Below are 14,133 nucleotides of genomic sequence, written 5' to 3' on the forward strand. Positions count from 1 at the left end.
TACAGCTATGAAACAATTAAAATTACCACTACTTCTACTAGGTGGATTTTTAAGTTTACACGCCAATGCTAAAACTTACACCGGAACAGATTATCATCAATCGATTTCTCAAGATCAAAATCCAATCAAAGGTCAAATCGTTGATCAAAACGGATTAGGAATTGCAGATGTAGAAATCATCATCAAGGGAACATCTTTTAAAACATTTACAGACGGAGATGGTTTTTTCGAATTTGTTTCAGTAAATGTTGCTCATCCTACATTATTGGTAAATTCATCTCAACACAAATTTATTGAATACACACCGAAAGATATTTCTCAAGTAAAAATTACTTTACAAGAAGAATCTAACCAACTGAATGAGGTAATTGTAACTGCTTTGGGGATAAAGCGAGAGCAGAAAAAATTAGGATTTGCTCAACAAAATATAGGTTCGGAAGAACTTGCAACAGCAGAAGCGAATAACTGGTCTTCGGGATTGAAAGGAAAAGTAGCTGGTCTTAATATTATTTCTGGAGGAAATGGACCAATCAATTCTCAGCAAATTATTTTGCGCGGAGCAAATTCAATCGACCAATCAAAAAATTACGCTTTAATTGTCATCGATGGTGTTCCAATGAGTACAGAAATGACTTCTTCTGGAAACAATACTGCTTACATGGGCGATGATTCACCTATCGATTTTGGTAACGGTATTTCTGACATCAATCAAGCAGATATCGAAAGTGTAACCGTTTTAAAAGGTCCTTCTGCAGCGGCTCTTTATGGAAACAAAGCTGCAAATGGAGCTTTAATTATAACAACAAAATCAGGTAAAAAAGGTAAACAATTAGGTTTAGAATATAAATCAACTGTAGCTATTGACGTTATTAACAATTGGCCAGATTTTCAATATGAATATGGTCAAGGAACTGGAAAAAGTTTCGATAAAAACGGCAATCCTTATTACTCATATCAAACCTCAGCAGATGGACCAAATACAGGAAGTACTTCTTCTGCATTCGGACCAAAATTTGACGGACAATCATTTTTTCAATATGATCCAACTTTAGAAAAACAAGGGGCTGAAAGAACTTTATGGCGTGCGTATAAAGATAATAGAAAAGGGTTTTGGCAAACTGGTTTCACTTTCAGTAATGCAGTTACACTTTCTGGTGGAAATGACAAAGGAAGTATGAGAGCTTCTATTGGACATCAGAAAAATAGCTGGATTATGCCAAATACAGGCTACGAAAATTATACTGCTGCTATTAATGGAAACTATCAAGTAAGTGATCGCATCAAAGTTTCGACTGCCTTAAACTATACTCGCAAAACAAGTGATAATTTACCAGGAACTGGTTACAATAACGGATCTATTGCTTATTTTATGATCTTCCAAAATCCAAACGTAGATTTAAATTGGTACAAACCAATTTGGAAAAAGGATTTCAATGGAGTAAAAATGATTCGCCCATTTAGTTCATACATGGACAATCCTTATGCTATTGCTTACGAAGCTGTTAATCCAATGAGTAGTAATCAAATTGTTGGAAATATTAGAGCAGATTTTAAATTAAGCAATAAATTAAGCTTAATGTTACGTCCTGCAATTAATACCTATACTCAATTGCGCGAACAAAAACGTCCATTTGATATGAATCGTACGCCGAATGGATATTACAAAAGACAAGACATATCTAAAACTGAAACAAATATCGATTTCTTATTAACTTATACTGATAAATGGGGAGATTTTGGTTTCAATGCAAATGTTGGAGGTAATAGAAAAAATTATGAATACAGAAATTTAACGGCTTGGGTAAATGGTTTAGCTTCGCCTGGAGTTTATAAACTTTCGAATGGATTAACTTCTCCTTTTGCAAGAACGTATGATTCTAATTTAAAAGAAAATTCATTATATGGAATGGCTTCATTTGGTTGGAAAGACATGATTTTCGTTGATTTTACAGGTCGTAACGACTGGAATTCTTCTGTTGCAGTAAAATATAGCTCATTCTTTTATCCTTCAGTCTCTTCAAGTTTTATTCTGTCAGATTTATTCAAAATAAAAGGACCTATTAATTACTTAAAATACCGTTTATCATTTGCAAAAGTTGGTAACGGAGGTACAACAGGTTGGACAAATAGATATTACGATCAAAGCGATTTTACAGCATCTGCAGTAGTACCTGGAAGATTATTTAATCCTGATATTAAACCTGAATCTACAACATCATGGGAAACTGGTTTCGAGGCTTTATTATTCAAGAAAAGATTAAGCTTAGATTTTACAGTTTATCAACAAAGTACAAAAAATCAAATCTTCGAATTACCAAATGATATCACAACTGGCTATTCAAGAAGAGTGGTAAATGGAGGAGAAATTGAAAACCGAGGAATTGAAATAGCAGCTACGTATTCTCCAATTAAAAGTAAAGATTTTGAATGGAAAATGATTGGAACTTGGTCTAAAAATGAAAACAAAGTAAAATCTTTAGTAGAAGGAATAGAAGGTGATCAAATGATTCTTGGTCAATCTGGAACAGTTTATCAAATTGCTAAAGTTGGCGGTTCTTCTACAGCTCTATATGGTGAAAAATTTGTAAGAAACGATGCGGGACAAATCATTTATGATGCAAAAACAGGTGTTCCACTTAAAAATGGATTAATAGAATATGTTGGAGACGCAACACCTAAATGGAGAGCAGGTTTCACAAATGAAATCAAATTCAAAACATTGCGTTTCAGTTTTACATTAGACGGACAATATGGTGGAATTGTTTATTCTCAAACATATCACAAAATGATGGAACAAGGAAAATTAGCTGATTCTTTACCTGGTCGAGAAGATGGTTTTATCATTGGTGATGGAGTAGTTTTAAACCCTGATGGAACTTATTCTCAGAATACAACAAAAACTGATGTAGCGACTTATTATAAAGAATATAACCGAAGAGCAAACGTCGAATCTAATTCTTTCGATGCATCATATTTAAAATTAAGAGATGTTAGTTTAACGTTCGATTTCCCTAAACGATTATTATCTAAAACAGGTTTAGAAGCTTTATCTCTAACTGTATATGGCCGCGATTTATTTACTATTAGTGATTTCCCTTTATACGACCCTGAAACAGCATCATTAAACGGAAGTACATATGTTCCTGGAGTTGAAATGGGACAAATGCCTTCAACTGCAACGTACGGAATTACATTAAAAGCTTCGTTATAATTTACAACATTCAATTTATTAAAATGAAAAAGATTTCAATCAAACTATTTTTCGCCTTAACCATTATATCAACTACTTTCTCTTGTACAAATGATTTTGAGAAAGCTAACGAAGATCCTAACTTAATCACTGAAATAAATTCTGGTTCTGTTTTAAATCCTGTTCTTTATGATTTGGCTGAAAATAATGTTTTAAAAAACTACGATATTACAGCTCAATTGATGCAAGTTCATATTCCTTATCCAAGCAATGCAATGGGACTTCATCGTTATGATGTAACAACAGGAACGGGAAATTCGACTTGGAATAATGCCTACACAAATCTTGTTAATTTGGAGGAAATGCTAAAAGTTTCGCAAAAAGCTGGAGATGTCAATTATCAAGCAATTGCATTAACGCTTCGTTCTTTAGTTATTTCTAATTTAACCGATATGTTTGGCGATGTTCCTTTTTCTCAAGCAGCCAAAGCAGAAGAAGGAATTACAAAACCAAAATTTGATACACAACAAGATATTTATAAGCAATTATTAAATGATTTAGAGAAAGCAAATCAATTATATGTAACTAATTTAGGTCTAAAATATGGTACCGATATTTTATTCCCAAGTAGTGAAAAAAACATCAATATAACACGTTGGAAAAAATTCACAAATTCTCTTAAAATGAGATTATTATTAAGAATTTCGAATCGTGATGCATCTGCCTTAACAGAACTTAAAAAAATAATTGATAATCCGACAACTTATCCTATTTTCGAAAGTGAATCAGAATCTGCTATTTTACAAATTTCTGGTTTAGCACCAAGTTTATCTCCTTGGCCAAGAGCACAAGATTATAGAGATAGCCGAACATTCACAACATTTTTTATTGATAAAATGAATGAAACTAATGATCCTCGTTTACCAATTTTAGTCAATAAAGCTTCTAATTTGGATGGTTCTTCATTAGGTTACAAAGGAGTTCCTGCAGCTTACGAAGGAAATAGTTCTGATTACAAATTCAATCCGTCATCTCCTAACAATGCAATTGTTATCGCTCCGATGAAAATTCCATTAATGACTTATGCTGAAGTTGAGTTTATAAAAGCTGAAATGGCTCAAAAAGGTTTAGGTGGTGATGCAAAAACTCATTATGATAAAGCTGTAAAAGCTGCTGTACAATTATGGACGAATATCGAGCCTACTGCTGAATTTATGGCACAAGAAAAAATTAAATACAACAATACGTTAGAACGTATCATCGATCAAAAATATTTTGCTTTATTCTTTACAGATTACCAACAATGGTTTGAATATAAAAGAACTGGTTTTCCAAAATTACCGACAACTTCTACCATGTTGAATGATAAAAAAATGCCTCGTCGTATGCTTTATCCAACAAGTGTTAGAAATTATAACCCAGAAGGCTATCAGAACGCACTTCAACAAATGGGACCAGATAACATCAATACGCGTGTTTGGTGGGATGTAAATTAATTGCATACATTCCACATTTAATAGAAAACGACCTTGTAATTAAGGTCGTTTTCGTTTTATTTGTATCTTCACTAAAAATATTTTTATGCATATAGAAGAGTTAAGAGAGTTTAGTTTAGGACTTCCATTGGTCGAAGAAAAATTTCCTTTTGATCAATCTACTTTGGTCTTTTATATCGCTGGAAAAATGTTTTGCCTTTGTAATATTGACGATTTTGATTCTGTAAATATCAAATGTGATCCAGATAATGCAATCGAATTACGCGCAACTTTCGAAGCTGTAATTCCTGGTTATCACATGAACAAAAAACATTGGAATACTGTTAAAATTCATCAAGACGTGAAAAACATTCAAATCAAAGAATGGATAAAAGATTCTTATAATTTAGTCATCTTAACTTTACCAAAATCTAAACGTCCTAAGTTGATTTAATTCTCTGTTTTCACCAACAATTCACCTATTGTTTTTGATTTCAGTTCTGTTTCTCGCCATTCATTTTCAGGAATAGAATCGGGCATAATACCTCCTCCTACATACAAATTTACTTTATTAGAATAGATTTTTGCACATCTAAGATTAACAAAATACTCCGATTCTGTTTTATTTTGAAAGCCCATAAAACCTGCATAAAAAGTACGATTATAGCCTTCGTTTTCGAGAATAAAATCTTTTGACAGATCCTTTGGCATTCCTCCTACAGCAGGCGTTGGATGCAAAGCTTTCAACAAGTCATACAGCTGAGATTTGTCTTTTAATTGAGCTGAAATAAATGATTTCAAATGTTCAAAAAATCCTGCATTTACCGAAAATGGTCCGTCCACATCAATGTAAGAAGTATAAGGTTCTAAAGTTGACGAAATATAATCAGTTACTACTTGTTGTTCGTGATATTCTTTCTCTGTCCATTCATCTTCTTTTGCTTTTGTTCCAGCTAAAGAAACAGTTTGTATAAATTGATTATTTTCTTTCAATAAAAGCTCTGGCGAAGCTCCAATCCAACAACCTTCTTCTGTATCAAATCGCAAATACACATAGGCATTTGGATAATGTTGATGTAAATTTTTAAAAGTTTCAACTAAATTAATATTCGTTTCTGGAAGTGAATTGATTCGACTAATTACAATTTTTTTAGTTGGTGAATCACTTTGTAATTCTTCAACTGTTTTTTGAATTAAATCAATATAATTTTCATACGAAATTGCTTCATTTTTGTTTGATTCTGGTAAAGAAAGTTCAAAATTTGGTAATTCATTTATTCCAATATCTATAACCTCATTATCATTAAATTCAACCAATTTTGTATTATCGAAACTATTACAAATAAACTTGTTATCCGATTCAAAATCTTTATTTTCCCACAACTCCACTTGTGTAGAATTTGGTTTTCTAAAAAGAAGAAAAGGTTCTTGATTCTGAATTAATCTTTCAAGTTTATCTTGAAATTTTTTAAACATGTTTTTTAGAAATAATAGCGTTTGTTAAATGTGTATAACAGATTAATTTATCGTTTTCATCTTTGATTTCAATCTTAATCAAATGCGAAGTACGACCTTGTTTTACGACTGTTGCATGCCCAAAAATTGTTCCTTCCTTTTTTGGACGAAGATGATTTGCGTCAACATGTTGACCAACCGCCACAAAATCATCCGAATGTAAAATAATATTTGACAATGTACTTCCCAACGTTTCCGCCAAAACGATAGAAGCGCCTCCATGCAATAACCCAAATGGTTGATGAACTTTAGGCGTAACAGGCATTTTTCCTGATAAAAAATCTTCTCCAACTGCCGTAAATTCTATATCTAAAGTTTCAAGTAATGTATTTTTCGAAATTTCATTGAACTTCTGTAAAATATCTTGTTCGTTCATAATTTAATGTATTTTTGGGTTATAAAGTGCTGGATGTTTTGCCCTAACTTTTTTGTAAAAATCTTGAATTTCATCCATCACATCTTCTAAAGTTCTGTTTTCTGTTTCTACAATTTTTGAAATTCCAGCTCTTTTTTTCTTGAAATCACAATAAGCCAAAACAATCGGAACATCTGCTTTTTGCGCGATATAGAAAAATCCATTTTTCCACTTTTCTGCACGAGAACGCGTTCCTTCTGGTGTATTAATTAAATATAATTTATCTGATTCTTTCAAAATATCTGAAGCAAAATCGACCATATTATGTCGTTGAGAACGATCAATTCCGATTCCGCCCATTTTCTTTATAAAATATCCATACCAAGGTTTTGTCCAAGCATCTTTGATAAACATTTTCATTGGAATTCCCATTTGCCAAAAAGCCAAAATAGTATAGTAAAAATCCCAATTGGAAGTGTGCGGAGCGCAAACCAAAACGCATTTATCTACTTTCGATAGATCGAGATGATTATCTAATTTCCAACCTCCTAATGAGTACAAAAGTTTGCCTAAAATTTTTTTCATAAAATGATGCTTTATGCATTTGCAAACATACAAAACTCGAAACGGATATTAGTCAATGTAACCAAAAATAAAAAGAGACATTCCGAAATGAAATGTCTCTTTTTGAATATTATTAATTAAAATACTTCCTAAGTCTATGCAAAGAAATCAACGATTATTTGAATGATTTCTGTAGTTAATGTTAATAGAATCTGTATCATCTTTATAGTGTATTTCTTGGTTTGATTTTTCTTTTTTGTTTTCAGTTCTTGGTAAATTTAGTCCTACTGAACCGTCTTTACTTTCGACACGAATACCATTTTTATCAATTCTAACTCTCGCCGAATCGTTTCCGTCATTCAAATTTATGTTTACATCCTCTGAATCAAGATTAATATCGTCCTCAGAATCTGAATCTTTTTGACAATTCAAACATACGAATTTTTTTCCATTATATCCAATAAATTTATTCTTCAAATCGTATAAATAATCACGATCATTATCATTATTAATAATTGTTATTCGATCAGTGTTATTCGTGTGAATTAATTTGTTCTTAGGAACATACAATTTGATATCAACCGTTTGATTTCTAAATTTACCATCTTTAGGAATTTTAATAAACTCATCTAAATAAAGTTTATTTCCATTTAATTCGTAATTATATCTAATTGCTTCTAAATTGCGTTTTGCTTCTTCTTTGCTTCCTCCTTTAGAAGAATAAGTTACTTGAACATGAAGTTTATCGTCTGTACTTTCTTCAATCTCAAAAATATCATCAATTGGAATGATTAAGTTTCCATCAGCATCAATTAATTGATCTAAATCGTTAAAAGTTTTGAACTTTAAGTTACCTTCATTATTTTCTCTAAAATAAACTTGTAAGGTATCAGAAGGAATAACATAACTTTTTTCTTGTGTCATTTCAACTGAGTTTCTAAATTTACTTGCTGTACTTACAGAAATTCCGATGATTGCAAATAATGCAACAAACCAAAGAGCGATTGATCCAAAGATGACAGCTTTGCTTACTTTTACTTTATTCCAGAAACATTTTACACCTAAAATTGTCAACAAAATACCTGGAATTACCATTAATATTCCTCCAAATATTTTGGCTGCCATGCTCATCCATTCCTCTTCAACAAGATAACCGAATAATTCTGTTGGCATTTCTGTCCAAGTAGTAAAGAAGAAAAAGAATCCTCCAATGATTAATCCAATTCCTGAACTTAGAATGATAAATCCGATGAACCAAAGTAAAATTCGACCAAAAACACCAAAGGCTCCGCCTAATTTATTACTTAATTCTTTGCTTCCACTTACAACAGCTTCACTAGCTTGTTCTACGTTTTTTTTTAATGTATCAATGTTTGCTGGTTGTCCGTACATCTGTAACTTCTCTGATGTTGTTTTTGCTTTTGGAACAAAAATTAACAAGATAAAATAACAGAATACCACTAAGAAAAATGATACACCTGCTGTGAAAATTCCCAAAATTCCAAGAACTAACCAAATAGAACGTACAAACCAAGGATCAACGCCCATATAATGCGCCAAACCAGCAGATAATCCTGTTACAATTGTATCATCTGGATCGCGGTACAAACGTTTCGCACCAGTTTGTTGCCCACCATACGATTGATTATTTGACGAATAATTGTATGATGAATTTGTAGACGTTTTTTCGTTCTCTTCATCTTCTTCAACCTTATATTGATCTGGATGTCCCATCGTTGCAATTACAAAATTGATGTCATCTTCGTTTACGACTTCTCTAAATTTTAATCGTTCACGAAATAATTCAGAAATACGGATTTCTACATCTTCAATAATATCTTCTACACCTTCCGTACCTCTCAACGAAGTTTTTACATCTTGTAAATAGGTCTTTAATTTATTATAGGCGATTTCGTCTAACACGAAAGAAAATCCTCCTATACTTATTGATACTGTTTTATCCATTTTTCTGCGTTTCTGTGGTTACTTTATTCACGGCTTCAATTAACTGTTCCCAAGTTTCAGCTAATTCTTTTAAAAAATTTTCACCTAACTCTGTAAGTGCATAATATTTGCGAGGTGGTCCTGACGTTGATTCTTCCCAGCGATACTGTAAAAGGTCATCATTTTTTAGTCTTGTCAAAAGCGGATATAATGTTCCTTCAACAACAATCATCTCTGCTTTTTTCAATTCGTCTATGATATCAGATGCATAAGCATCTCCTTTTTTGATAATGCTGAGAATACAATATTCCAGTACACCTTTTCGCATCTGAACTTTTGTTTTCTCTATATTCATAAGAACGGCTTGTTTTATTTTGTTATACAAATATATATAAAAGTTTTAGTATTATGCAAAACAAAGTACTGAATTATTTTTAGTATTATAAATAAAAGACATACCAATCTGCCTGTTTATCGAGGTTTATTGAATTAATATTTTTTTTAAGTTTTTTAAGTTTTTTAAGTTTTTTAAGTTATTTAAGAATATTTTAAAATCGATGTTTTTTTTATGAAAAAGTACTTGATTTTACTTGAAAAAATATTAACTATCATTTAAAAATCACCTTCAAAAATCACTCATTCTACTTGAATTAGTTTTATTACCTTTGTCAAAAATCGAGCTCACACAATGAAAAAAATTATAGGAAGTGCAATGCTTTTAGGAGCATTTTTAGCTTCAGAAAGTGCTTTAGCTTGGGGATTAACAGGTCACCGAGTAGTTTCTCAAATTGCAGAACAACATATTAGCAAGAAAACTCGTAAAGAAATTACAAAAATTATTGGTCCACAAAAATTAGCGTATTGGGCGAACTGGCCAGATTTTATCAAGTCTGATGATTCTTGGAAACATGCAGATTCTTACCATTACGTAAATATTCCAGGAGATTTGGATCGTGCACAATTTGATGTTGCGCTAGATGGAACTTCTGATGATAATATGTACAAAAAAGGTTTGTTTTTGATTAATGAATTAAAAAACAACAAGAATTTAACAATCGAACAAAAACAACACGATTTATATTTCTTGATTCACATTTTGGGAGATGCGCATCAACCTTTACATGTTGGGCGTCCAGACGATTTGGGTGGAAATAGAATCAAAGTTGAATGGTTTCGCGATAAAGTAAATATTCATACCGTTTGGGATTCTAAATTGGTTGATTACGAAAACTATTCGTACACAGAATATTCTAATTTACTGGATATTGCAACGAAAGAACAACAAAAAACAATGCAAGAAGGAACTTTTGCTGATTGGATTTACGGCTCTTATATTATTGCAAACAGAATTTACGCAGGTGTTAAAATGGACGATAAATTAGGTTACCGTTATCATTTTGACAACAAAAAAACGATCGAAGATCAAATGCTAAAAGGCGGTCTACGTTTAGCAAAAGTTTTAGACGAAATTTATAAATAAATAGAATCTTTACCGAGATTTACAAATCCTGAAAATGACTTTTCAGGATTTTTTTATGTTCAAAATTTAAATTTTCGGTCATTTTGACATTTGAAAATAGTAAAAACCAGTCATTTTGTCTTAAAATATCGATTTGCACATAATTTGAATAAAGTGAAAACATGAACAATGAAATCAAAAATTTAAACATACAAGACATGAATACAGCAAGAAATAATAGAGCAAATTATTTTCCTTTTGGATTTGAAAATGCAATGCGTCCAAAATTTGAAACTTTTGTAAATTCTCAAAATCAATTTCCTGCAGTAAATATCAAAGAAAATGAAGATAGTTTCGAGATTTTATTAGCTGCACCAGGTTTAAACAAAGAAGATTTCTCTATTGAAATTGATGAAAATATTTTGAAAATTTCATCAGAATTTAAACAAAATGAAGAAGTAAAAGAAGAAAAATTTTCGAGAAAAGAATTTAATTTTTCAAGCTTCAGAAGAGCATTTACATTGCCAGAAACCATAAACGAAGATAAAATAGAAGCTTCTTATGTAAACGGAATTTTGCAATTAGTTCTACCTAAGAAAGAAGAAGCTTTACCAAAAGAAAAACGTAGCATACAAATTTCATAGATATAGTTAATTTTAGTTGGTTAGTAAATCCTCAATTCTTCGGAGTTGAGGATTTTTTGTTTAAATCAAATTTATAATTTTATCATTTCCTCAAAAACAATGTTAAAAAAAGTGACTATTTTATCGAAAACGGAATCAAAAAGTTCTTAACAAAAACACTTAATAATTTTTATAAAAAAGTGTTTTTTAGTAAAAATTATTAAAAACTAATCTTTTACATTTACAAAAGATTAAAATTCAACTATGCACAAAAACATTTTATCTACAATAACTTATGTTGTAAAAACACGTTTTTGCACAAGCTCAAAAGAATTTCAAACAACTGAATTTAATTCGGATAACGGGTTAAAAAATAGGTTGGATGCTTTTAATTTTCTTAAAAATTACATCGAAATTATTTCAAATGAAGGTTTGCTACAAATTGAAAGTAACTTTATTCAACCAAAAGCAATTGATCGAATAAATACTGAAATCAATTTTCCTAACGAAAATAATTACAAACGCTTAAAACTAGTTAATCAAGAAGCTATTTTTATCACTCCAAATGAAACCATTTTTCCTTACGGAATTAGTTTGTCTTTTGTGTTAAATGAAGATTTCGATTCTTTAAAAAAAGATAACGAATATGAAATTTATTCTTTAAAAAATTCTAAACAAATTAATTATTCTGAACAACTTAACAATTTAATAAACGAATATAAGTTACTGAAAAATTTAGGTTTTGAAGAACAAATAAATGCAATAAAATTAAATAAAAATCTATTCTCAAATTTTGCTATTAAAGATGACTATTTCAAAATTTTAGACACACCTTTTTTGTGGAATAACCCAACAAGACAATTTTTTATAAATAATATTTCGAACAACGAATTTATTCTAGATTGTCTTTACGATCATCTTTTTCATTATCAATATTTTAATTATGTTCAGTTTTTAGAAAAGAATTGTCCGAAAGAAATTGAAAAAAATATTTATGCAATGCTGCATGGTCAGGGAGGTTTATTATTTGTTGGTTATCATCCAGAAAATTTAACCGAAAGTATTATGAGCGATGTCGAATTGATTAATTATTACAATTTACTTGATGCAAATTTTTCTCAGGACGAATATTTATATAAAAACATTAATTTACAGATATTTAGTTTCAATGATTTTCCAGTTTTAGCAATTACGGTTTTTCCATTAAATGAAGAATCGAAAAAGAATCATGCCTATAACCCTGACAAAATATTTGTGCTACAAAATAATCGATTCATTAAAATGAAAGATAGTTAAAAAACAATACTATATTTTCAAAAAAACATAATTACACAAAAGACATCTACAGATGTCTTTTTTTATTTCACAAAATATTCTATTTTAGACCTAATTTGTAAAATTTATCACACGAAATTACTTTAATTATGAAATTGATTAACACATTAACCTACTCTACAATTGTATTATCGTCTATTGCGGTACATGCGCAAGCACAAGAAAAATTAGACCCAACTGTACAAAGTTTTGTAACCGAAATTCAAAATAATTCGCAGTTGAAGAAAATTTCGCACGAATTATTAGACGGAATCGGACCTCGTTTAGTAGGAACTCCACAAATGGATCAAGCAGGAGAATGGGCAATTAAAACGTTGAAATCTTGGGGAATTGATGCCCGCCGTGAAGATTATGGAACATGGAAAGCATGGGAGCGCGGAATAACGCATGTTGATATGACGTATCCAAGAGCAAAATCTATCGAAGCTACTCAATTAGCATGGTCACCAGCAACTAAAAAAGCTGTGAATGCAGATGCTATCGCAATGCCTGTTTTCAAAACAAAAGCTGAATTTGACGCATGGTTACCTTCTGTAAAAGGAAAAGTTGTTTTGATGTCACAAAACCAATCATATGGACGTTCTGATTATCAATACAAAGATTTTGGTTTAGAGGATTTGTATAAAAAAGTTACTGAAACAAGAAAAGCTGAAGCCGAAGCTTGGGCAAATTCTATAAAAGTGACAGGTTACAACAACAATACACTTCCAGAAGTTTTTGAGAAAAATGGAGCTGCAGCGGTTGCAATTTCTTATTGGACAGGAATTATGGGAGCAAATAGAATTTTTGGTGCAAAAACGAAAACTATCCCAATGTTAGATATTTCGAATGAAGATTACGGAATGTTATATCGTTTAGCTGAAAATGGAACTGCTCCAAAATTGACTGTTAATGCACAATCTAAACACAATGGAGTTGCGAAAACATTCAATATTATTGGAGAAATTAAAGGAAAAGAAAAACCAAACGAGTACATTATTCTTTCTGCTCACTTCGATTCTTGGGATGGAGCGCAAGGAGCAACAGATAACGGAACTGGAACTATCACAATGATGGAAACAATTCGTACAATCAAAAAATTATACCCAAATAACAAACGTACAATTTTGATTTGTTTATGGGGAAGTGAAGAACAAGGATTGAATGGTTCTCGTGCTTTTGTAGAAGATCATCCAGAAATTATTAAAAACACTCAAGCTGTATTTAACCAAGATAATGGAACAGGACGTGTAGTAAACATCAATGGATCTGGTTTTGAAAAATCATATGAATACATGACGCGCTGGTTACAAGCTGTTCCTAATTTTATTACGAAAGAAATCAAGACAGATTTCCCTGGAATGCCAAGTGGTGGAGGATCGGATCATGCATCTTTTATCGCTGCAGGAGCGCCAGCTTTCGGACTTAGTTCATTAAATTGGGGTTACGGTACGTATACTTGGCACACAAACAAAGATACGTATGATAAAATCGTTTTTGAAGAAGTACAAACGAATGCAATTTTGAGTGCTACTTTAACGATGATGGCAGATCAAGAAAAAGATTTAGTAAGTCGTGAGCGTCGTATTTTACCTAATGGTAGAGACGGAAAACAGCAAGAATGGCCAGAGGTTAAAAGCCCGGCAAGAAATTCTGATACTTATTTAAAATAAGATATTTTCAAATAAAAAGTC

12 protein-coding genes are annotated in these 14,133 nt (G+C 31.2%); 7 read left to right on the top strand and 5 right to left on the bottom strand.

All coding sequences use genetic code 11. From position 1 onward, the window contains the following. Positions 1–7 precede the first annotated feature (7 nt). The 3 genes from B4E59_RS09785 to B4E59_RS09795 all read left to right on the top strand — a co-directional run bounded on the left by B4E59_RS09785 (position 8) and on the right by B4E59_RS09795 (position 5,119). The gene (locus tag B4E59_RS09785) at positions 8–3,211 is read left to right on the top strand and encodes a SusC/RagA family TonB-linked outer membrane protein (RefSeq protein ID WP_291052713.1); all 3,204 of its coding nucleotides are present in this window, start codon (positions 8–10) and stop codon (positions 3,209–3,211) included. A gap of 23 nt (positions 3,212–3,234) precedes the next feature. Beyond that, positions 3,235–4,686, top strand: a complete 1,452-nt coding sequence (locus B4E59_RS09790; protein ID WP_291052716.1) for a SusD/RagB family nutrient-binding outer membrane lipoprotein — start codon at positions 3,235–3,237, stop codon at positions 4,684–4,686. Between the two features lie 85 nt (positions 4,687–4,771). Next, positions 4,772–5,119: an MmcQ/YjbR family DNA-binding protein gene (locus tag B4E59_RS09795; RefSeq protein WP_286495619.1), complete on the top strand. Its 348-nt coding sequence runs from the start codon at positions 4,772–4,774 to the stop codon at positions 5,117–5,119. On the opposite strand, the gene B4E59_RS09800 is transcribed toward B4E59_RS09795, so the two are convergent. The 5 genes from B4E59_RS09800 to B4E59_RS09820 form a co-directional block, all read right to left on the bottom strand. Further along, positions 5,116–6,141, bottom strand: coding sequence for an isochorismate synthase (locus B4E59_RS09800; protein ID WP_286495620.1), 1,026 nt, complete (start codon positions 6,139–6,141; stop codon positions 5,116–5,118). The genes B4E59_RS09795 and B4E59_RS09800 overlap by 4 nt on opposite strands. Beyond that, a complete protein-coding gene (locus tag B4E59_RS09805; protein WP_219034304.1) occupies positions 6,134–6,556 on the bottom strand; it encodes a PaaI family thioesterase in 423 nt (140 codons plus the stop codon). Before B4E59_RS09805 ends, B4E59_RS09800 begins: the two co-directional genes overlap by 8 nt. Positions 6,557–6,559: 3 nt before the next feature. Next, positions 6,560–7,120 carry a 1-acyl-sn-glycerol-3-phosphate acyltransferase gene (locus tag B4E59_RS09810; RefSeq protein WP_286495621.1) on the bottom strand — a complete coding sequence of 187 codons (561 nt, stop codon included), beginning with the start codon at positions 7,118–7,120 and terminating at the stop codon, positions 6,560–6,562. Between the two features lie 147 nt (positions 7,121–7,267). Beyond that, positions 7,268–9,064: a PspC domain-containing protein gene (locus tag B4E59_RS09815; RefSeq protein ID WP_219034302.1), complete on the bottom strand. Its 1,797-nt coding sequence runs from the start codon at positions 9,062–9,064 to the stop codon at positions 7,268–7,270. Beyond that, positions 9,057–9,398 (bottom strand): PadR family transcriptional regulator, encoded by a 342-nt coding sequence (locus B4E59_RS09820; RefSeq protein WP_125350363.1) that lies wholly within the window; start codon positions 9,396–9,398, stop codon positions 9,057–9,059. The genes B4E59_RS09815 and B4E59_RS09820 overlap by 8 nt, the downstream gene beginning before the upstream one ends. A gap of 333 nt (positions 9,399–9,731) precedes the next feature. Here B4E59_RS09820 and B4E59_RS09825 point away from each other — a divergent pair, with 333 nt between their 5' ends. The 4 genes from B4E59_RS09825 to B4E59_RS09840 all read left to right on the top strand — a co-directional run bounded on the left by B4E59_RS09825 (position 9,732) and on the right by B4E59_RS09840 (position 14,112). Then, positions 9,732–10,523, top strand: coding sequence for a S1/P1 nuclease (locus B4E59_RS09825; RefSeq protein WP_219034301.1), 792 nt, complete (start codon positions 9,732–9,734; stop codon positions 10,521–10,523). Between the two features lie 197 nt (positions 10,524–10,720). After that, positions 10,721–11,146: an Hsp20/alpha crystallin family protein gene (locus B4E59_RS09830; RefSeq protein ID WP_291046890.1), complete on the top strand. Its 426-nt coding sequence runs from the start codon at positions 10,721–10,723 to the stop codon at positions 11,144–11,146. A 243-nt stretch (positions 11,147–11,389) separates the two neighbouring features. Next, entirely contained in the window at positions 11,390–12,421 is a 1,032-nt protein-coding gene (locus B4E59_RS09835; protein WP_219034300.1) for a hypothetical protein, read from the top strand. 128 nt (positions 12,422–12,549) lie between these two features. Beyond that, positions 12,550–14,112: a M20/M25/M40 family metallo-hydrolase gene (locus B4E59_RS09840; protein WP_125350368.1), complete on the top strand. Its 1,563-nt coding sequence runs from the start codon at positions 12,550–12,552 to the stop codon at positions 14,110–14,112. Positions 14,113–14,133 lie beyond the last annotated feature (21 nt).

It is taken from the genome of Empedobacter sp. UBA2044 (assembly GCF_002333005.1).
GTDB lineage: Bacteria > Bacteroidota > Bacteroidia > Flavobacteriales > Weeksellaceae > Empedobacter > Empedobacter falsenii_B.

Bases quoted from the DNA above. Each gene is read 5' to 3' on its own strand.
- B4E59_RS09820 (WP_125350363.1), bottom strand. From the start codon at position 9,398: ATGAATATAGAGAAAACAAAAGTTCAGATGCGAAAAGGTGTACTGGAA.
- B4E59_RS09840 (WP_125350368.1), top strand. From the start codon at position 12,550: ATGAAATTGATTAACACATTAACCTACTCTACAATTGTATTATCGTCT.
- B4E59_RS09830 (WP_291046890.1), top strand. From the start codon at position 10,721: ATGAATACAGCAAGAAATAATAGAGCAAATTATTTTCCTTTTGGATTT.
- B4E59_RS09815 (WP_219034302.1), bottom strand. From the start codon at position 9,064: ATGGATAAAACAGTATCAATAAGTATAGGAGGATTTTCTTTCGTGTTA.
- B4E59_RS09810 (WP_286495621.1), bottom strand. From the start codon at position 7,120: ATGAAAAAAATTTTAGGCAAACTTTTGTACTCATTAGGAGGTTGGAAA.
- B4E59_RS09800 (WP_286495620.1), bottom strand. From the start codon at position 6,141: ATGTTTAAAAAATTTCAAGATAAACTTGAAAGATTAATTCAGAATCAA.
- B4E59_RS09795 (WP_286495619.1), top strand. From the start codon at position 4,772: ATGCATATAGAAGAGTTAAGAGAGTTTAGTTTAGGACTTCCATTGGTC.
- B4E59_RS09825 (WP_219034301.1), top strand. From the start codon at position 9,732: ATGAAAAAAATTATAGGAAGTGCAATGCTTTTAGGAGCATTTTTAGCT.
- B4E59_RS09805 (WP_219034304.1), bottom strand. From the start codon at position 6,556: ATGAACGAACAAGATATTTTACAGAAGTTCAATGAAATTTCGAAAAAT.
- B4E59_RS09785 (WP_291052713.1), top strand. From the start codon at position 8: ATGAAACAATTAAAATTACCACTACTTCTACTAGGTGGATTTTTAAGT.
- B4E59_RS09790 (WP_291052716.1), top strand. From the start codon at position 3,235: ATGAAAAAGATTTCAATCAAACTATTTTTCGCCTTAACCATTATATCA.
- B4E59_RS09835 (WP_219034300.1), top strand. From the start codon at position 11,390: ATGCACAAAAACATTTTATCTACAATAACTTATGTTGTAAAAACACGT.